General features: G+C 47.3%; 16 protein-coding genes. 10 read left to right on the top strand and 6 right to left on the bottom strand.

Annotated features, from left to right (window positions below; genetic code table 11):
• Positions 1–18: 18 nt before the first annotated feature.
• The gene (locus V1L52_RS12095; protein WP_428770036.1) at positions 19–249 is read right to left on the bottom strand and encodes a NifU family protein; all 231 of its coding nucleotides are present in this window, start codon (positions 247–249) and stop codon (positions 19–21) included.
• Positions 250–445: 196 nt separating this feature from the next.
• On the opposite strand from V1L52_RS12095, the gene V1L52_RS12090 reads away from it, so the two are divergent.
• From V1L52_RS12090 to flgE, 6 genes are all read left to right on the top strand, one after another.
• Complete coding sequence (locus V1L52_RS12090) at positions 446–1,777, top strand: hexokinase (RefSeq protein WP_428770034.1); 1,332 nt, start codon at positions 446–448, stop codon at positions 1,775–1,777.
• A complete protein-coding gene (locus tag V1L52_RS12085) occupies positions 1,758–4,700 on the top strand; it encodes a hypothetical protein (protein WP_428770032.1) in 2,943 nt (980 codons plus the stop codon). The genes V1L52_RS12090 and V1L52_RS12085 overlap by 20 nt, the downstream gene beginning before the upstream one ends.
• 87 nt (positions 4,701–4,787) lie before the next feature.
• The gene (locus tag V1L52_RS12080) at positions 4,788–5,420 is read left to right on the top strand and encodes a periplasmic-type flagellar collar protein FlbB (protein WP_428770030.1); all 633 of its coding nucleotides are present in this window, start codon (positions 4,788–4,790) and stop codon (positions 5,418–5,420) included.
• 27 nt (positions 5,421–5,447) lie between these two features.
• Positions 5,448–6,941 carry a flagellar hook-length control protein FliK gene (locus V1L52_RS12075; protein WP_428770028.1) on the top strand — a complete coding sequence of 498 codons (1,494 nt, stop codon included), beginning with the start codon at positions 5,448–5,450 and terminating at the stop codon, positions 6,939–6,941.
• 12 nt (positions 6,942–6,953) lie between these two features.
• The gene (gene flgD, locus V1L52_RS12070) at positions 6,954–7,394 is read left to right on the top strand and encodes a flagellar hook assembly protein FlgD (RefSeq protein ID WP_428770026.1); all 441 of its coding nucleotides are present in this window, start codon (positions 6,954–6,956) and stop codon (positions 7,392–7,394) included.
• Positions 7,395–7,408: 14 nt separating this feature from the next.
• Positions 7,409–8,800: a flagellar hook protein FlgE gene (gene flgE / locus V1L52_RS12065; RefSeq protein ID WP_428770024.1), complete on the top strand. Its 1,392-nt coding sequence runs from the start codon at positions 7,409–7,411 to the stop codon at positions 8,798–8,800.
• 92 nt (positions 8,801–8,892) lie between these two features.
• Here the strand turns inward: flgE and V1L52_RS12060 are convergent, their stop codons facing one another.
• Entirely contained in the window at positions 8,893–9,312 is a 420-nt protein-coding gene (locus tag V1L52_RS12060; protein ID WP_428770022.1) for a NifB/NifX family molybdenum-iron cluster-binding protein, read from the bottom strand.
• Between the two features lie 12 nt (positions 9,313–9,324).
• Positions 9,325–10,827, bottom strand: coding sequence for a glycine hydroxymethyltransferase (locus V1L52_RS12055; RefSeq protein WP_428770020.1), 1,503 nt, complete (start codon positions 10,825–10,827; stop codon positions 9,325–9,327).
• Between the two features lie 201 nt (positions 10,828–11,028).
• Between V1L52_RS12055 and V1L52_RS12050 the strand changes: the two genes are divergently transcribed.
• Entirely contained in the window at positions 11,029–11,259 is a 231-nt protein-coding gene (locus tag V1L52_RS12050; protein ID WP_428770018.1) for a DUF2281 domain-containing protein, read from the top strand.
• A 200-nt stretch (positions 11,260–11,459) separates the two neighbouring features.
• Here the strand turns inward: V1L52_RS12050 and V1L52_RS12045 are convergent, their stop codons facing one another.
• The 3 genes from V1L52_RS12045 to rny all read right to left on the bottom strand — a co-directional run bounded on the left by V1L52_RS12045 (position 11,460) and on the right by rny (position 15,664).
• Positions 11,460–13,193 (bottom strand): immunoglobulin-like domain-containing protein, encoded by a 1,734-nt coding sequence (locus V1L52_RS12045; RefSeq protein WP_428770014.1) that lies wholly within the window; start codon positions 13,191–13,193, stop codon positions 11,460–11,462.
• Between the two features lie 359 nt (positions 13,194–13,552).
• Complete coding sequence (locus V1L52_RS12040; protein WP_428770012.1) at positions 13,553–13,969, bottom strand: bacteriohemerythrin; 417 nt, start codon at positions 13,967–13,969, stop codon at positions 13,553–13,555.
• 165 nt (positions 13,970–14,134) lie between these two features.
• A complete protein-coding gene (gene rny, locus V1L52_RS12035; protein ID WP_428770010.1) occupies positions 14,135–15,664 on the bottom strand; it encodes a ribonuclease Y in 1,530 nt (509 codons plus the stop codon).
• Positions 15,665–15,808: 144 nt separating this feature from the next.
• Here rny and V1L52_RS12030 point away from each other — a divergent pair, with 144 nt between their 5' ends.
• The 3 genes from V1L52_RS12030 (at position 15,809) to V1L52_RS12020 (ending at position 20,194) form a co-directional block, all read left to right on the top strand.
• Positions 15,809–16,939, top strand: a complete 1,131-nt coding sequence (locus tag V1L52_RS12030; RefSeq protein ID WP_428770008.1) for an endonuclease/exonuclease/phosphatase family protein — start codon at positions 15,809–15,811, stop codon at positions 16,937–16,939.
• Between the two features lie 105 nt (positions 16,940–17,044).
• Positions 17,045–18,892 (top strand): arginine--tRNA ligase, encoded by a 1,848-nt coding sequence (argS, locus tag V1L52_RS12025; protein ID WP_428770006.1) that lies wholly within the window; start codon positions 17,045–17,047, stop codon positions 18,890–18,892.
• A 12-nt stretch (positions 18,893–18,904) separates the two neighbouring features.
• A complete protein-coding gene (locus tag V1L52_RS12020) occupies positions 18,905–20,194 on the top strand; it encodes an arginine deiminase (protein WP_428770004.1) in 1,290 nt (429 codons plus the stop codon).
• The last annotated feature ends 3 nt before the right edge of the window (positions 20,195–20,197 follow it).

The following is a 20,197-nucleotide window of genomic DNA, read 5'->3' as shown; positions in this document are numbered from 1 at the left end:
TTTAAATTCCGAAATGAATTAAAAAGCTTGAACGACTTCCGTTACTTCGGGAATTTTATCCTTGAGCATTTGTTCAACACCGTGCTTTAAAGTCAGTGTAGCCATAGGGCAGCTGCCGCATGCTCCCGTCAATCTGACCATGACCTTGCCGCCGTCCCGTAATTCCACAAATTCAACATCCCCTCCGTCGGCTTGCAGCCGGGGACGTATATATTCAAGGCATTCCCTGATACGTTCGATAAGTTCCAAAGTTAACTCCGTATAATAATTTTTTAAAATATACACTTTTAGGCGGTACAGGGTCAAGCTCCTTCACGAAATACCGATTTTATGCTATCATATATGAAATAGAAAGGTTATAAAAGACTGTCGAAAAGCAACGGCTTTTCAGAACGTACTCGGAGTGCGGTTTTTAATCCCGATCATTTTATTTTAGGAGCTGAATATGGAATTATATGAAAGAATAGCCGCCTTTGCAGGTAAATACGGATTAGCCGTGAACGGCCCCGATATAACTTCCGTAATAGACGGGTTACTCTATGATATGCAGGCGGGACTTGACGGACAAGATGCCTTGGGCAAGCCGGCTTCTCAAGAGATGATTCCTACATGGACGAATCCGCCCGAAACCGCTCCTAAAAATCAAAGCGTTATCGTCATTGATGCAGGCGGTACAAATTTCAGAACCTGTCTGGTAAGTTTTGACGGCGAGGGCAATCCTTCCGTCAGCGAATTAAAAAAATCTTCAATGCCGGGAATTGAACGCGAATTTTCCAAAAAAGAGTTTTTCGATACAATTGCCGCAAATCTTGATTATCTTAAACATAAAGCATCGAAAATCGGTTTTTGTTTTTCATATGCAATGAAAATTACGCCCGAAAACGACGGAGAGGTCTTAAGTTTTTCGAAGGAAATAAAGGCAAAAGAAGTGGTGGGTGCTTTAGTAGGCCAAAGCCTTTCGGATGCCCTTGTTGAGCGCGGATGGACGCGTCCCGAAAAAATCGTATTATTGAACGATACGGCGGCAGCTCTTTTGGCGGGGGCCTCGCAGGCTGCGGGAGGGCGGCGGTATAGTTCCTATGCGGGTCTTATTTTGGGAACGGGCATGAATACGGCTTACATTGAATACGGCCCCATAGCAAAAATAAGGGGGCTGCGTGCCGATATCCCCTGTGAGCAAATCGTTGTCTGTGAATCGGGTATATTCGATAAGGCGGTACGAAGCTCATTCGATACGGATTTCGATAAGACGACGCAAACGCCCGGCCGCTATCTTTTGGAAAAAATGTGTTCGGGAGCTTATTTGGGAGCGGTTGCTTCCTACGCGGTACGAGCCGCCTGTAATGACGGCTTGTTTTCGGCTCGCGCAGCCGAGGCTTTACGGGCTGTAAACGAATTTACTCTTTTCGATATGGACCGCTTTTTATACACGCCCTTTAAAACGGATACGGTATTGGGAGCCGCCCTTGCAAAGGGTACGCAGGCTGATTACGACACTCTCTACTTTTTATTGGATATTTTTGTAGACCGCTGTGCCCGTCTTGCGTCCGCAATTATGGCCGCCGCTATTATAAAAACGGGAAGGGGAAAAAATCCTTCTATGCCTGTAAGTATTTTATGCGAAGGTACCACTTTTTATAAAACGCATAATCTGAAAGAACGCATTTTAGGTTATTTGAATACCGAATTGATACAAAAACGCCGCATTTATTACGAAGTGCTGACTTTGGACAATGCGATTATCTTGGGAGCCGCCCTTGCCGGAGTGTCTGCATAAAAAAAACTTAAAAAACATTCTGTTTTTTTTACGGGTTTTATGTTGTGTTTTTCCGCTTATATCGCCTGTACGCTCTTTTGCGCAAATACGGCCTGCAGGACAGGCCCCCTTCAATAAAAAACTTTCGGTTATTCAAACCGAATACTTCGACTTTATTTTTCCCGAAGAGTCGGCCCGTTCGGCCCGCAGTCTTGCATCCCGCGCTGATGGTTTATATCGGGATATCTGCAGCCGCTTTGAAAGCCCGGTCATAAGCTCGGCAGGTTTTTCGCGTATTCCGGTCTTTATCACGCGTGAAACCGAAGTTTTGAACGGCTATTTTACGGCCCTGCCTTATAACCGCATAGTGCTGTATGATTCTCTTCCTCCCCGGTCCTTTGCCGTTTTTTCGGATACGCTGTTGTCGGTTTTTTATCATGAACTGGTGCATGCCGTCAGCTTAAATATAAAAAGTCCTTTTTGGCAGGGATTTTCCCGTGTTGCAGGTGATGTTTATTCTCCCTCTCTTTTATTGCATTTGCCGACTTCGTTTATTGAAGGAGCCGCCGTTTCTTTTGAAAGTATCGGAGGTCAGGGACGTTTAAATGACGCTTACAGTATGCACGTTGTCAGGCAGGCGAAAATCGAAGGTAAATTTCCCGATTGGCGCAAAGCCGCCGGTTCCTATACCGCCTATACCGACGGTTCTCTGCCCTATATGTTCGGCGCCGCCTTTGCCCGGTATCTTCAAAAAACATACGGAATGCATCTGTATGCCGAATTTTGGAAGCAAAGCGGCCGTTCCCATGTATTTAAGCTTTCGGCGGGTATTTTTAAAAAGGTATACGGGGTAAGCTTAAATCGGGCTTGGAAGGATTTTGAGCAATCCCTTGAAGTCGACACGGCGTCCGATTCCGAGGTAACCGCGCTGTTTCCGGAAAACGATACCGAGAATAAGGACGCCGTAAAAGGGCGGCATTTATATCAGTCTCTTACCTTTGCGGAGGATACTCTTGCATGGTACGATGAAGCCTCTTCCTCGGTTTGGAAGGTTCATGTTAATGCGGACGGTTCAATTACGAAAAAACCCGTTTTTTTATATATGAGCGATTTACGCGAGCGTTTGAGCTTTTCGCGCGGCGGGGATTTTTTGGTTTCGTCGGGTTTGCAAAGCAGCCCCGAGGCTCAAAGCGTTGTAAGTATCTACGATGTGAAAAAAAAACGTATCGTTTTGCAAACGGAGGGGTTGCGTTCCGCGGCTTTTATCCGTACGAAAAATGAGCAAAACCTGCTTGCAGGCCTAAGACGCGAAGGCGATTCGTTTTATATCATTCTGTACAATATTTCATCCGCAGTGCCGGATCCCGTGCACAAGATTCCCGTGGAGCGTACGGTCTTTCCCTTTGATATATGCGATGCCGGAGACGGACGCCTGGTATGTATAATGAAAGAAAGGCGGAACGGATATTCCGATAAGCCTTTTTCGGCAGAGGGGGAAGTTTTTTTTTACCGGCTGTTTTTTTATGATATACAAAGCGGCCGCTCGTATTCTTATGCGCTTTCTCCTGTCGACGGGATTTTCCCCGCCTTCCATTCTCTTTCCGTACATGAAGGAAAAGCGTTTTTTTCCTGTTCCCTCGGTCCGGATTTTCAGCCCGTCCTTGCAGCCGCCGACTTAAGCGCATTTACGGAACCGGCAGAAAATGCCGCATATGCCGATTTGCGGGAACTTCCCGTTTTATCGGTACAAAAGGCACAGTATTCCGGCGGCGTATTTTCCCCTGTTCCCTTCAACGGAGGCACGGCCTTTATTTCGCGTTTTTACGAGTCCCGCCGTCTTTCGGTTTTTTCTCGGGAACAGACGAACAATCTTTTTAATGATGCATACCGTTTTGTTTTTACGCCTGCAAAACAGGAGATTGTGCGGGAAGACGAGGCTTTTGCAGCAGAGCTTCCTTTTTCGTATACGCGCCCGTACCGCCCGTTTTCGTATTTAAAAAAAGGTACCGTCGTACCCTTTGCCGGTTTTTTAAATGCGGCCTTTTTTGACCGCTACGCTCCCGATACGCAGCCTTTGGGACTTTCGGCTTTCAGCGGAGACCCCGCAGAGCGTTTTTTGCTTGCCGCGGGAGCCGGTATGGATCCGATCAACCGGAATTATAATATCAATGCCTTTGCTTCTGCGGCGAGCGGACGATTCGGCTTTGCGGCGGGTTTTTATACTCAAGCGGATTTGAAAAAGAGTGCACTCGAAAAGGCTGCGGTAAAACTTTCCGCCGATTTTGAATTGCCCGCAGGTATTCCCTTTACCTATATTTACGGGGCGAACAGTGCATACTTTTTTTATACGCTTTCAAAAACACCCTTTACACCTGCGGGGTATTTATTGGAAAATAAAACCGAGCTTGCCCTGCGTTTTGCAAAAAGAACGGGAACGGGTGTATACGAGACGCTGGGTATTAAAGCCGGTTTTTTTGTTTTTGCGTATAAAAACGGTAATCCTCTGAACGATAAAAATCCTTGGATAGGAGCGCACGCCGTTGAAGTGGCCGTGCGGCTTCCGTTTTTGCTGCCTTTTAAAAATCCGCGAGGCTTTACGCTAAATCTACCGACCGCGTTTAATGCTGCATATTATATAAATGCATTGCGTGTATGGGAACTGCAAAGCACTGCCGTTTTATTTTCATATAATATGCAGACGCCCCTTCCTTTTATACCGATTTTTATACGCGAAATAACCCTTGACGGGGGTGCGGATTATACGCTTTTTTATAATCACAAATCTTTTTTATATGTTCATTCAAGTTTGTTTTTTGTCTGTTCTCTTAATTCGGGAAGCGCAACGGGAGTTCCCTTTAACCTGGGAGTTTCCCTCAAATGGATTCCTCCCGAAACGGGACCGGATGATTTTCGGTTTTCACTTAAATTCAATCTGAAGCTATAAGTAAATCTTTTAAAAATCGGATTTTTTAGAAACTATCAACTATACATAAAAGGCAATCACGTGTATAATAATAAAAAGGAGGCGGTTTTGGCACGCGGTTCCGGTATCGGTAAAACCCTGGCATTGCTCGTTTTGGTCGTTATTTTAATTTTAGGCGGAATGCTGTGGTTTGATTATTTGGGTATAATCAACGCAAAAAAGCTCTTTGCACCGGTGTACGGATTATTCGGTATGCAGATTCAAACCTCCGTGTCCAATGCGGATGCCGACCCCTCTCTTGCCGCAAATTTGGATGAAGACCGTTTGGCTAAACGTTTGGAAGCCTTGAATATCTATGCCGAAGAACTTGCCAAGCGCGAAAAAGATATAGCCGCAAAAGAGGCTGAAAACACGCAAATAGCTCAAAAACTTGAAGAAACCCGCCTCGCCCTCGAAGAACGCGAAAAAACATTTAACAATGAAGTAAAAAAATACGATGATAGAAATGTAAACATCGAACAAAATGCAAAAAACCTGAACAGTATGCGCCCGGCGGATGCCGTGGAAATACTGAATGCAATGGAAGATCAGGATGTTATCGACACCCTGCGTAAGGTCGAAGAGATGGCGGCCGCTGCAGGAAAAATGTCGCAAGTATCGAACTGGCTTTCCATGATGCCCCCCGACAGGGTGGCGGCTCTTCAGCGTAAAATGACGAGTAAACCCGTATCCATTCAATAGTCCGATGTTTACATCGGAGGTATGCCCATGCAGGCATTGCATACTCATCTTGAACGGCCCGTTTTGCCGGCGCCGCAGCGGGGATTTTCGGTTCAGGGATTGAACACCCCTCCTCAAGGTGAATCTTCTTTCCAAACACTCCTTAAAAAAGAAGTGTTTATGCAGGAATTTAAAGCCAGGGAAGGCCCTCCTGAACGGAGCTTTGACTCCGTAAACGGTATGCGAAGCGAAGGTGAAAACGCTTCGCATAAAACCGGAAACACCGCTTACAGTCAAAAATCTCGTGAAGACCGCCCGGAGCGGGCTTCGGCGGAAGCCGAAAAAAAGGCCGCGGTACATGATGAGTTCCGTGACAAGCCGGATGAAACAAGGGCTTCCGATTCTCAATCGGAAACGGGAAAAACCGCCGGAGCCGAGGCGGCAGAAGGTGCTGCCATGGCGGAAGCCGGAGAAAAAGCGGGCGGACAAACAGCCGAAGAGGCGCTCCGTGCGGCACTTGCGGAAAAAAACGCTTTAAACGTTGATGAGGCCGATGAAAACGCCGTCGTAAAAAACGCAGTCTTTGAAGCGTACAAGGCGCCTTATGCAAAAAAGGCCGCCGCAGATGAGGAAAACGAAGGACTTTCGGTGAACGCGGAGAAAAGCGGTACGGATGAGCTTTTAAGCGCACAAGCCGCCGCTTCCGCCCTTGTTTCTCTTGAACAAAGGACTGAGGTGCCGACGCATAAAACGCGCCGGACGGAAGCCGCCGAGTTTAAAGCCGAAGATGCGGAACTTGAAAACGTTTTTGCATCGGATAAGCTCAATCGTGCCCCCGAAGAGCCGGGCCTAAGCCTTGCGGAAATTCCCGCGATAAAGGTGCGCGATGAGCGTACAAAGGCCGCCGCCGAGGATAAAAAACAAGCCTTATTGTCTTCGGTGCGCTATGACGGGAAGGGAAATGCCGAAGCAGACATTTTATTGAATCCGGCCGACGGAGCAAAGGTTACCGCCGATCCTGCGGTTTTGGGAAAAGACGGAAATCCCTCGTTTACGGCGGAGGTACGGGAGTCCAAACAGGCAAACTTTGCTTCAATGCTTTCGTCGGAAATCCGCACTAATGCCGCCGACTTGGTAAAAACCGGCTCGATTATACTTCGCGACGGGAACAAGGGAACAATCAATTTAATTTTACACCCCGAAGAGCTCGGAAATGTTAAGATACGTTTGCAAATTTCCGACAATATATTGACGGGACGTATAACGGTTGCAAGTGAAGAAGCGTACAAGGCATTTAAAGCCAATATCGCCTCGCTGACCGACGCTTTTACCGCAAGCGGCTTTGATACCGCCGGCTTTGATTTAAGCTGGTCGGGGCAAGAGCAGGGCGGCGGACAGGCTGACGGCAGACAGGCTGACGGCAAAAATGCCGCACGTAATCCGCTTGCTTTCCGCTATGACGAACAAAATCCGGTACTCGATGCCGATGAAGCCGACTACCGTGTGCTTGAATCGCGTCCGTACGTAAACCTTATAGCCTAAGGGGAGTTGTTTATGGATATAAACACAAAGATGAGTGCTGCCGATACGCTGAAAACACAGCTTGAGGTTGACAGATTCAACAAAACGCTTGCAGTAAACGGACGTGCCGCAAGCAGGGAATTGGGCAAGGATGATTTTTTAAAACTGCTTATTACACAGCTTTCCCATCAGGATCCGCTGGCGCCGATGGAAAACACTCAGTTTATTGCGCAAATGGCGCAGTTTTCGTCGCTGGAGCAAATTACGAATATGAGCGCAGGCTTTAACCGTTTGGCTTCCATGCTGACAAATACCGAGGCGGTCAATTTGACGGGAAAAACCGTGGATATAGGCACCGAAAACGGACTTATTACCGGAACGGTTCAGTCCGCATCGCGCGGCGAAAATCCGCAAGTAATAGTAAACGGAGTTCCGTATACTATGTCTCAAATTGAACGCATTTACGCACACTAAGAGGAAGTACCGATATGATGAGATCACTTTATTCCGGCGTATCCGGAATGCAAAATCACCAAACCCGTTTGGACGTTATAGGTAATAACGTCGCCAACGTAAACACCACCGGCTTTAAACGAGGCCGCGTTAATTTTCACGATATGATTTCGCAGCAGCTTTCGGGCGCGGCAAAACCCACCACCGAAGTGGGAGGAGTAAACCCCAAGGAAGTCGGCTTGGGCGTTATGATTGCCTCGATAGACACCGTATTTACACAGGGAAACCTTCAGTCAACCGGCGTCGGTACGGACGTCGCGATTCAGGGTAACGGCTTTTTTGTCTTAAAAGACGGAGAGCAAACCTTTTACTCGCGCGCCGGAGCTTTCGGCATAGATCGCGACGGAACCCTCGTCAATCCCGCCGACGGCTTGCGCGTACAGGGTTGGATGGCCCGCGAATTAAACGGCGAAATGATTATCAACACTGCGGGTAATACCGAAGACTTGATTATTCCCGTCGGAACCAAGGACCCGGCAAAAGCGACGCAAAATGTAAACTTTGCCTGTAACTTAAACAAAAATACGCCCGAAATTCTTGAAGGCGCAACGCCCGCCGATATAGCCAAGGGCACCTGGGCCACCGAATTTAAAATCTACGACAGTTTCGGCAATGCCCACAATCTGGCCGTTTCTTTTCAGCGGATTGCCGGTAACCCCAACCAGTGGCTTGCAACCGTAAACGTCGACCCCGAAAATGCCGACTTTACGCAAACCCGTGTAGGCTTGGGCACCACCGACGGCATGGGGAACTCCTTTGTCGTAAACTTCGATAATACGGGAACTCTTTTGTCCGTCAGCGACAGCGCCGAAAACGTATCGAATCCTGTCGGAGAACTTATCGTTCAAGCTTCGTTTACCGTTCCCGAATCGAATCCCGATGCGGAAGGCAATCCTTTACGCCAAACTATAAACATCAATTTGGGAACTATCGGAAGCCAAAAAAATACGATTACCCAAAGCGCATCGGAAAGCAGCACCAAGGCCTTTTATCAGGACGGCTACACGATGGGTTATTTGGATAACTTTAAAATCGACCAAAGCGGCGTGATTACCGGCGTGTATTCAAACGGCACAAACCGCCCCATCGGTCAAATCGCCCTTGCTTCCTTTACAAATCAGGGCGGCCTTGAAAAAACGGGCAGCAATACCTATGTGCAGTCCAATAACTCCGGACTTGCGAATATCGGCACTTCGGGCATTGCAGGAAAGGGCAGTCTTTTGGCCGGCACCTTGGAAATGTCCAACGTCGATTTAACCGAGCAGTTTACCGATATGATTGTAACCCAGCGCGGTTTTCAGGCGAACTCAAAGTCCATCCAAACCGCCGACACCCTGCTTGAAACGGTGCTTGCACTTAAGCGGTAAGCTGAAGACCGAACCTGACAGGTTTTAGAGGTTCCCATTAAATACAAAGAGCCGACGGATTTGCCGCCGGCTCTTTTTTTTCGGGCAATTTTTCAGTTATGGCAGGAATGGCCGCTTGAACAGGTATGTTCGTGCGAGCAATTGTGTCCGCTTGAACCGGAACAGTTGTGTTCCGATTCGCGGTGCGAACAGCTTACATCGGGATTGTATTGCAAAGTACCCGATACGAATTCGGCCGCGCGTTTGTCGGCATTGCCGCTTACTCCGCCGTATACTTTAATGCCGGCTTCCGCCAGCGCGGTTTTTGCACCGTTTCCGATACCGCCGCAAATAAGGGCTTCAACGCCTTTTTCCTTTAAGAATCCGGCTAAGGCACCGTGTCCGCTGCCGTTTGTCGGAACCTCTTCGGAAGATACAACCCGGTTGTTTTCAATCGAGTATATTTTAAAGGCTTTTGAATGACCGAAGTGCTGAAACACTTCCCCGTCTTGCAGCGTAATCGCAAGTTTCATGTTTACTCACTCCTATATGTAAAAATATTTTTTCAAAAAATCCAAATCCAGTTCGGGATAAAGGACAAAGCGTCCCAAAAGTTCGGCCACGCGGTTTTGCACTTCGGTCTTTGCCGTGCTGTCGAGTACAACCTTGCCCTTTGTCGGCTTGCCGTCTTTGGTTAAGCCGGGTTTTGAAGCCTTTAAGGCGGCATCGAGGATTGCGGCTATTTCGCTCATTTCGGCGGTTCCCATACCCAGCGTTGTAACGGCGGGAGTGCCCACCCTGATACCGCTTGTCCACCAGGGGCCCTGCGGGTCAAAAGGCAGGGTATTGCGGTTCAGCGTAACGCCGCATTCAAATAATGCGTTTTCCGCCTGCCGTCCGGTAAGACCGTAGGGGCTCACGTCTATGAGTAAGAGGTGATTATCCGTGCCGCCGGTTTGTACCTTCATGCCGAGTTTGATACAGGCATCGGCTAAGGCGCGGGCATTATCGCGCACATTGTAAGCGTACGCTTTGTATGAATCGCTTGCAGCTTCCTTAAATGCGATTGCCTTTGCCGCCATAATGTGGGGAAGCGGGCCTCCCAAAACGAGGGGACAGCCCTTGTTTACAGCCTCGGCAAACTCGGCCTTGCATAAAATCAGGGCGCCGCGCGGGCCGCGAAGGGTTTTGTGAGTAGTCGATGTTACGATGTCCGCCCAAGAAACGGGGTCGTTATCGCCCGTAAATACCTTTCCCGCAACAAGGCCCGCAAAGTGAGCCATATCGACCATAAAGACGGCGCCGCATTTATCGGCGATTTCTCTAAAACGGCGGAAGTTTATCGCGCGCGGATAGGCGGAATAGCCTGCAAGCAGGATAAGCGGTTTTATTTCCATCGCCTGTTTTTCGATTTCGTCGTAGTCCAAAAGTCCGGTTTCTTTATTTACCGTGTACGAATAGGTTTTGAACATGCGCGCCGAAATATTTTGGCGGTAGCCGTGCGTTAAGTGTCCGCCCGAATAATAGTCGAGTCCCAATAAACGCTGATTGCCGAGTTTTTCGCGCAAAGCGGCCCACTGCTCATCGCTTATATTCGATACGTTGGTTTCGCCGAGTTCGGCAAGGGAAGGCATTTCGATTTTATGATTTAAAATCGCCCAATAGGCGACAAGGTTTGCATCGGCTCCCGAATGAGGCTGTACATAGGCGTGGTCGGCACCGAAAAGGCGGCGGGCTTCTTCGGCGGCAGTGCTTTCGACCGCATCCACATTGTCGCAGCCGCCGTAATAGCGGTGTTCGGGATAACCTTCGGCGTATTTATCGGTGAGAAGGTTGCCCATCGCCGCCTGAGTGTTCAGCGAGCAGTAGTTTTCGCTTGCGATAAGCTTTAAATGGGAGCGCTGGGCTTCCAATTCTTTAACGACAGAGGCGGCTATAGCCGGGTTTACTTCGGCCGTAAGCTGTAATTGGGCGACATAGGCTGTCATAGCCGCATTTTGCTTGTCTGCGGGCGTCTTTGTAAGATATTCCTGTAAGGGCGATGCCATGTAAATCTCCTTGCAACGGTTGTTTTTAACAATGTGAATTACAGAGTAGCCGATTTACCGGATAAATGCAAGAAGCGGGGAAAACGGGGGCTGATTAACTTGTTGCAGCATGGTAATAATTATTTCAATCGAGATAAAATATGCTGAATTCCGATACAAAAAATCGGATTTATGCTATAATAAATGTAGAGGAGGCGGTCTATGTCTTATGAACAGTATGCTCAAGTAGAAGCACAGGTTTTGGAAATGCCCTATGAACAAAAAATTCAACTTCTCTATATTATCGCAGATAATTTAAAAAATACAAAAATAATCGAGACTGCCGGTTTGCAGGTTAAAAAGCCCAAACGCCGATTCGGAATTTTAAAGGGAAAAATACGGATGGCTCCCGATTTTGACGAAACTCCGCCGGGTTTTGAGGAGTACGTGTAATGTCTTATTGTTGCACAGGCTCAATGTGAAGATATGACGATTATTACAAAGGCTTTGGCTATTCCGAAATACAGAGTAAAAACCTTATGGTGAAATAATTAAAATAAATGCAAGAAGCGGGGAAAACGGGGGCCGCTTGAGATTTTCAAACAACCCCCTTCGTGTAAGCGCCGCGGGGAAAGGCGGTTAAGCTTGTCCGATTAATTCAGAGGCCTTCCCTCAAATTTTAAAGTCAAAGACTGCGGCGCACCCGTATCTATTTGTACATTTGCAGTCATTTTTCCGGCAGCGTCAACGTTTATACCGGATATTGTAACGGAAATGGACGGGCCGGAGCTTCCTTCACTTTCCTGTAAGGTTGCCGTTATTGCCGTTGTACCCGACGTATATGGGGCAGGTCCGTTATAGTTCTTAGAAGGATTTGTTCCGTCGGATATGGAGATATCTATTGAGGCTTCATATTGATTTTGGTCCCTTTCCCGGACGCTTAAGTCCATGCCCATGATTTCGCCGGCGGGTACCGGAGAAGCGGAATTAAGGAATCCGTATACGCCTCTTTGCTCATACCAAGGCTTTGCAGGGTTATAAAGAATATTCGTATAAAAGTTGATTGTTTCGGGGCTGCCTGATTTGTAAAATTCATACTTACACTTATATGCACCGAACATCGACTCTGTCATTGCAATCTGTACTGGTAAATTTTGGTTTAGGAATTTTTCAATAATCAACAACATTTTTTTTAGTTCGGCGCTTTCCTGTGCATCTTCCAAATCGTCAAACGTTTCAAAAGTATAGGTTTTAAGAGGATTGTTTTCGTCCGGGAACCATTGAAGATTTTTAAACATTTTTTCACGGGTATCTGCATGGCCGAGCCCCGGAAATATTTGAAAGTTTTCCAGTTTGAGAAGATTCTTTTTTTTAAGTTCTGCCAATTTGGATAATGCTGTATTAAAATATTGTTGAATTTCTTGAAGCGTTTCCGTTTTCGTCATCCACTTTCCGGTTGCTTCTCCTTCCGTTTTTTGATATATTGCCGTTTGAGTAAACAGGGCGGTTTTTGTACCGTCGGCTGCGGTTTGTACATCGGTGTATGTATATTTAGTACCACTTTTTATTTTACCTGTTAACTTATCGGTATGGATTCTTATATATTCGTTTCCGGTAAATTCATAAGTTGAAATCGAATCGGGATGCTCTTCGGTTATTTTCTCAACGCGCTTAACAGTAACGCTGAACGTTTTTTCCGCGTCGTCGGGCGTATCGGGGTTACCGTCGTCATAATGTATGCTTGCCGTAAGCGTAACGGCTTTATCGATAAGGTCGTATGTGATAATAGCTTTTTTTTGACCGGACACTTCTTCAATCTTAATGATTTTATCATCGGCACTCTCCCACGTTATCGCGGCTGCGGAATAACCGGATACGGTTTTCGGTAAAGTAAAATCTGCCGAAACCGCAGGTTGAATCGCCAACCCGGCGGCAAGTGCTTGAGCATCCGGTTCGGCTGTTTCAGGATGAATGGTGATTTTAAACGTTTTTGTTTTTGTTTCGCCGTCCTTTGTTGCCGTTGCGGTTAAGGTAACTTCGGTATCTTCCGTTTCCCGTTTAAGAATTTTACCTAAATCGGCACCCGATTCAACGTTAATATATCCTTCGGGAAGAGCAGTCCAGCTAATCGTTACGTCGGGAACGCTTGTTGCGGTCGGCAGGTTGACTTTTGTTGTTTCCTTAAAAACCTTTAGGGGGCTTACCGTCAATTCGGCAAGGGCTTTTTCAACGGGTGTTTGGGAAGGCACCGCGGGTACCGTACCGGGATTTGACGGTGTATGGGGATTCGTACCGCCGCCCGGCCCTATAGGCTGCGGGCATGAAATAAACACAGTCAACAGTGCGGCTATGCTTAAACCGAAAATCGTTTTAAAAAGACGTTTCATCTTACACTCCTTTTGGGGGCTGCCGAAAGCACCCGCTTTTTGAACAGCCCGATTTTTGAGATAAAAATAAAAAAGCCGCACTGCACGATTCGTAAACCATGCAAAGCGGCTTTTAAAAATACCTGTGTAAAAGAGAAAACCGAATTATCGGAATTTAGATTTCGGGGGGGGGGGGGTATATTAATGATATTATTTTGTTTTGTCAATACGCCTTTTGAGAAACGCATGTTGTGCAAAGATATAGGGAATAAAAAACGCTTTTTCGCGATACAAAGGAGACAAAACGGTGTCATATTTTAAGTATACACGAAAGAACCAAGTCGTCAAGACTCAAAGAGCGCATTCAAACGAATCCGTGCTTATTCTTTTGAATGTATATAGTCGGCCCACTGATGATCCGCCACCGCAATATGGTCAAGAAGCCAATCGCCTAAAAAGGTTGAAAATTCGGCGCCGGTTTGCTTGTTGCCGGACACAAGGGGGGCCAAGCCCTGTTTGATTTTAGCGACAAAATCCGCATGTATTTTGCAGTGGTCTTCATAACCGGGGCAGCCGTTAGCCTTCATCAATATTTCTTCTTCGGAAAAATGGTATTCGGTATAATCCGAAAGATTTTTTACAATTTTACCGATTTGCGCCTTATATTCGGCTTCCGGCAGCTCCAGTGTTTCTTTAAATTTATTTAAAATAAGTAAAAGTTTTTTATGGTGTAAGTCTATTTCATCAAAGCCGACACTGAGGCTGTCTGTCCATTTAAAAATATCTTTTTCACTCATAATTCAAAGTATAAGGAGCTTTATGATTGTTGTCAACACAAAGGATTCCTTACAATAGAAACAGCCGAATAAGGTATGAACTTTTTGTTTGAATAGCGAATCTGCATAAAAAAGGACGGCAATATACTGCCGTCCTTTTTAAATCTTCTTTTAACCGGCCCTGCTTTATCGGGCATATTCGACGATTCTTGTTTCGCGAATCATCGTAAGCTTTATGCGCCCGGGATACTGCAAATCGGATTCTATCTGCTTGGCGATTTTCCGCGCCAATTCTTTGACTTCCGTATCGGGAATCTTTTCGTTGTTTACCAATACGCGCAATTCGCGCCCGGCCTGTATGGCGTAAGCTTTTTCCACACCGGTAAAGCTTTCGGCAAGATTTTCGAGGTTTTCAAGGCGCTTGATGTAATTGTCCATCGTTTCGCGCCGGGCTCCCGGCCGTGCTGCGGAAACCGCGTCGGCAATCTGTACGATAACGGCTTCGATGCTTTCGGGCTCCACATCGTTATGGTGCGAGCCGATTGCATTGATAACCCTTGCATCTTCACCCATTTTACGGGCCATATCCATACCGACTTCGGCGTGATTTTGGTCCGAATCGCTTTCCGCACCCTTGCCTATATCGTGTAAAAGCGCGCCCCGCTTTGCCAATTCGCGGTTTGCACCGACTTCGGCGGCAATCATGCCCGCGATAATTGCAACTTCTTTTGAGTGATATAAAACGTTTTGCCCGTAGCTCGTTCTGAAGTAGAGCCGGCCGAGCGCACGCACTCCGTCCTGACTCATGTTGTGAATGCCCAAGTCGAACAAAACTTTTTCGCCTTCTTCGTATATCTTTTGCTGGGTTTCACGCGTTACTTTTTGTACGATTTCTTCAATGCGTGCAGGGTGAATACGGCCGTCGGTTATTAAGCGCTCCAGCGAAGTTTTTGCAATTTCTTTGCGTACCGGATCAAAGCAGGAAATAACAACCGCTTCGGGAGTGTCGTCTATGATAATATCCACACCGGTGAGCGTTTCAAGGGTACGGATATTCCGCCCTTCTCGTCCGATAATGCGGCCCTTCATTTCATCGCTGGGCAAAGATACGGTCGAAACGGTAATATCTCCCGTTGTTTCCGCCGCAAGGCGTTGAATGGTCGTAACGAGGATGTCGCGGGCTTTTTTTTCGGCCGAAAGCTGGGCATCCTGTTCGATTTTGTTCAACAGAGCTTGAGCGTCATGACGTGCATCGTTTTCAAGGTCCTTAATAATCAGCTTTTTGGCTTCTTCCGCAGTTAAACCTGAAATACGCTCAAGTTCCTTCCTGTAGCGCTCTCCTTCATCGGCAAGTTCGACTTCACGGCGGGAAATAAGCTGTTCTCTATGAACAAACTCCGCTTCCTGTTTATCGAAATTCTGTGAGCGCTTGTCAAGCATTTCTTCTTTCAAAGCAAGTCTGCGCTCTTGGCGCTGCAATTCGCCTCGTCTTTCTCTGTTTTCCCGCTCCTGTTGGTTCCTTTCTCGAATGAGTTGGTCTTTCGCTTCAAGTAAAATTTCTTTTTTCTGCGCTTCCGCTTCTTTAATCGCATCTTGCTTTACGCGTTCCGCTCTTTGCTCCGATGCCGATAGTTGAAATCTGGCATACAGCCAGCGAATAGTCCATCCAAGAATCAATCCGGTCAGCGGGAGACCTATGTAATACACTAAGGGCATAGGGGCCTCCAAACTGGAATAATTCACTTTAAAAAATACCATAAGAATGCGTTCTTGTCAAATACCCGCTTCACTATCTTCATATTTAGTATGATTTTCCGCCGCATTCTGTTATAAAAATACTTTTTGTGATATACTGACAGTATGAAAAGCTTGATGTCTAAAACGGTAAAAACGATTTGTATCGTTCTTGCTCTTGCCGCGGCAGCTTGTGCTGCGGTATTCGCCCTTCTTGTACTTTTTCTCAGTATAACGGAGTACCGCCCGTCTCTTATTGAAGCCGCCCATGCCGTACGGCCGAATCGCCGGTCGGCTATGTCCGGCGATTTGCCTGCTTTTGATACCGACAGGCCTTTACGCATTGTAAGCTGGAACATCGGCTACGGCGGGCTCGGTGCAAAGCAGGATTTTTTTATGGACGGCGGTACGATGGTACGCCCCGAAAACAAAGCTGCGGTTGAAGAAAATCTGCACGGTGCGGCGGCTTTAATGAAGCGTGTCGATGCGGATATCCTGTTTATTCAGGAAATAGATTTAAAATCAAAGCGTTCTTTTTATGTAGACGAGAGCCGCCTGCTTTCGGATGCCTTGTCTGTAAATGGAGCATATACCTATAATTACAAATGCTTATTTGTTCCCGTTCCTTATCCGCCGTTGGGACGCGTTGCAAGCGGATTGGCAACCTTTACGAATATCGATTTCAGCGAATCCGTGCGTTATGCGCTGCCCGTATCGTTTAAATGGCCGGTACGCCTGGCAAATCTTAAGCGCTGTCTGCTTGTAAACCGTTTTCCGCTGACATCCGGCGGCGAATTGGTTGCGGTCAATCTCCATTTGGAAGCTTACGACGAGGGTGAGGGCAAAATCGCTCAAACAAAGGCATTGATGACCTTTTTAACCGATGAATACGCCAAAGGAAACTATGTGGTTGCAGGCGGCGATTTTAATCAAACCTTTCCCGGTCTTGATTTGAGCGCATATCCTGCAGTTGCGGGCGTATGGCAGGCGGCCGTTATGGATGCTTCGATTTTGCCTGAAGGATGGCGTTTTGCCGCCGACGATAAAGCGCCTTCATGCCGCTTAAATAACGGTATATACGCCGAAGCTCTAAAAGATGAAAATCTGCGCAAAAACTGGCAGTACTATGTTATAGACGGTTTTATCGTATCGCCCAATGTGGAAGTAAAATCGGTGCGCACCTTAAACGAAAACTTTATGTATGCCGACCATAATCCGGTGGAAATTGAAGTGTCTCTAAGGGCGCAAGAACGGTAACCGTATCGTAATAACGGCGGCGGCGCTTCCCTTGACAAAAAGGGCATATCACTTTAGAGTAATCGTGTATTTTACTATGTATCTTACTGTATAACGGAAAAATCTATGGTTAATTTTGCGCGTGTATGCGGCTCGGTTACGGCAGCCGCTTTAAATAAACTGGCTGCGGAAAAATCAATCGACATGCCGAAGGTTGAACTTTCTTCCCTGCTTTTGGAAACCCCTCCCGATCCTAAGATGGGCGATGTGGGTATTCCCCTGTTCGGCTTTGCCAAAAATTTCAAAATGGGGCCACCTCAAATTGCGGCGGAAGTGCTTCGCATTATAAACGCCGATTTTCAAAAAGAAGCCGCCGAAGCGGGCGAGTTTATCGCCGTAGGTCCCTATATAAATATCCGTTTGAATAAGGCTGCGGTCAGTGCGGCGGTATTGCAAACGGTGTTTGAGCAAAAAGATTCTTACGGTGCCTTAAACGATGAGGGAAAGCCGCGCTGTGCGGGGCAAAAGGTGATGATTGAATTTTCCAGTCCGAACACAAACAAGCCCCTGCATTTGGGACATTTGCGCAACGACGCTATAGGCGAAAGCATAAGCCGCATTTTGCGCTTTCAGGGGGCCGACGTTTTTAAAACGAATATCATAAACGACCGCGGCGTTCATATTTGTAAGTCCATGCTCGCCTATAAAAAACTGCACACGGCTGCTTCCTATGCCGCTTCCGGTCAAGCCGGAAAAGCCGACGATACGCCCGAAAGCTGCGGCGTAAAAAGCGACCGCTTTGTCGGCGATTGTTATGTCGAATTCAACGACTACGCCAAAGCGCACCCCGAAGCGGAAGCCGAAGCGCAGGAAATGCTTGTACAGTGGGAAAAGGGCGAAAAATCCGTTCGCGAATTATGGAAGCGCATGAACGACTGGGCTATCGCCGGTATTAAACAAACATACGAAAGAACGGGCGTTTCCTTCGATAAATTGTTTTTTGAAAGCGATACCTATTTGAAGGGGCGCGAAGAAATTTTGCGCGGTTTGGAGCAGGGTATTTTTTACAAAGACGCCGAAGGCGCCGTGTGGGTAGACCTTGCCGAAATCAATTTGGATAAAAAAGTGCTGCTGCGGAAGGACGGCACAACCGTTTACATGACGCAGGATATAGGCTTGGCAATAAACCGGCATGCCGAATGGGCTTTCGATAAACTCGTTTACGTTGTTGCAAGCGAGCAGATTTATCACTTTAAAGTTCTTTTTTACATAATGAAAAAACTCGGCTACGATTGGTACACAAAGCTCTATCACTTAGCCTACGGTATGGTCAATTTGCCCGAAGGCAAGATGAAAAGCCGCGAAGGTACCGTTGTCGATGCCGACGATTTGTTGAACGATTTGCGCGACGAAGCCCTTAAAGAAATTACCGCAAAGGGACGGGAAGAAGCGGTCGGAAATCCCGAAGAGGTGGCCGAAAAGGTGGCATTGGCGGCCGTTCATTATTTTTTGCTTCAAGTGTCGCCGCTTAAGGATATGATTTTTAATCCGAAAGAGTCCCTGTCGTTTAACGGAAACACGGGGCCCTACCTTCAGTACATGGGCGCCCGCATTTGTTCGGTTCTTGCCAAGGCTGAAAAAGAAGGCTTACAGTCCGCTTATGAGACGGGGACGGAAGATTTTGAAAAAGCATGCGCTCTGTTGAAAAATGAAGCCGAATGGGATTTAATAAAGCTTATCGCTTCTTTTCCGCGCATATTGGAAAAATCCGCCGAAAACCTCGATTCGGCTCTAATCGCCGGTTATGCATACGATATTGCCAAAGCATTCAGTAAATTTTATCACGACTGCCCGATTGTAAGCGCCGGCGATAAAACCCTTACGGCCGCCCGGCTCAGCCTGACCCGTGCCGTTTTAACCGTGCTTAAAAACGCCCTGCACTTAATTTTGGTTCCCTTCCTTGAAGTGATGTAAGCGGGGGAAAAAGTGATACGCGTACACAGTGAAATCAATCCGCTTAAAAAGGTGCTTTTGCACCGGCCCGGCCGCGAATTGTTGAACGTAACTCCTGCAAGTCTTGAGCGTCTGCTCTTTGACGATATACCCTATTTGGCCGCGGCTCAGCGCGAGCACGATGAGTTTGCCGCCGTACTCAGGCAAAACGGTGCCGAAGTTGTCTATCTTGAAGATTTGGCAGCCGAAGCGCTTGCCCAATCCGAGGATATAAAACGGCGTTTTATAGAACAGTACATCGCCGAAGCCGGCATCTATGCCCAAAAATATCGGCAGTATGTGTTCGATTTATTGATGAAAATCCCTTGCGAAAAAGAGCTTGTTTTAAAGACAATGGAAGGCATCACTTTGAGTGAATTGAACGAGGCTGCAAGAGGCTTTCTTGATAATTACGGGGCAAAAGAAGATAAACTGGTTATAGACCCCATGCCGAACCTCTACTTTACCCGCGATACGACCGTGGTTATCGGAGAACTTTTATGCATAAACAGTATGTATTCGGCAACGAGGCGGCGCGAAACCCTTTATGCGGACTATATTTTTTCCGCGCATCCCGATTTTAAAGACCGCGTAAGATGCTGTTACGGCCGCAGTGAGCCGCTTCATATTGAAGGCGGCGATGTTACAAACCTGACCGATACGGTTATTGCCGTCGGCGTGTCCGAACGTACCTGTGCCGACGCGGTTGAAGTTTTGGCGCGCCGTTTATTTGCCGATAAGGATTGTGCCGTCGATACGGTACTCGCTTTTACAATACCGGCAAAACGCGCCTTTATGCATTTGGACACGGTATTTACCCAGGTCGATAAAGACCTTTTTGTCGTGCATCCGGGCATTTTAAGTTCTCTTGAAATCTTTGAGATACGGGCAAAAGAGGGCAAAAACTGCAAACGTTCAGCCGAGGGGCTTTGCAGTGCAGCCGAAAAGTGCGGCAGTGCACCGGAAAATATCGAATTAACTATCCGAAAAGCCGAAGGTTCTTTGGAGAGTCTTTTGGCGCGCTGCATGCAAACCGATGCCGTACGTTTACTGCTTTGCGGCGGCACAAGCCGGATCGCCGCCGACAGGGAACAATGGAACGACGGCTCAAACACCCTGTGCCTTGCACCGGGTAAAGCGGTCGTCTACAGCCGCAACGAAATAACCAATGAACTGCTCGATAAGGCCGGTGTAAAGCTCTGCCTTATTCGGGATTCCGAATTGTCGCGCGGCCGAGGCGGCCCGCGCTGTATGAGTATGCCGCTTATACGGGATACTGTTTAAAAC

Origin of the sequence: Treponema sp. HNW (assembly GCF_050320395.1) — a bacterium.
Taxonomy (GTDB): domain Bacteria; phylum Spirochaetota; class Spirochaetia; order Treponematales; family Treponemataceae; genus Treponema_C.
This window is presented reverse-complemented; position numbering and strand designations above follow the sequence as displayed.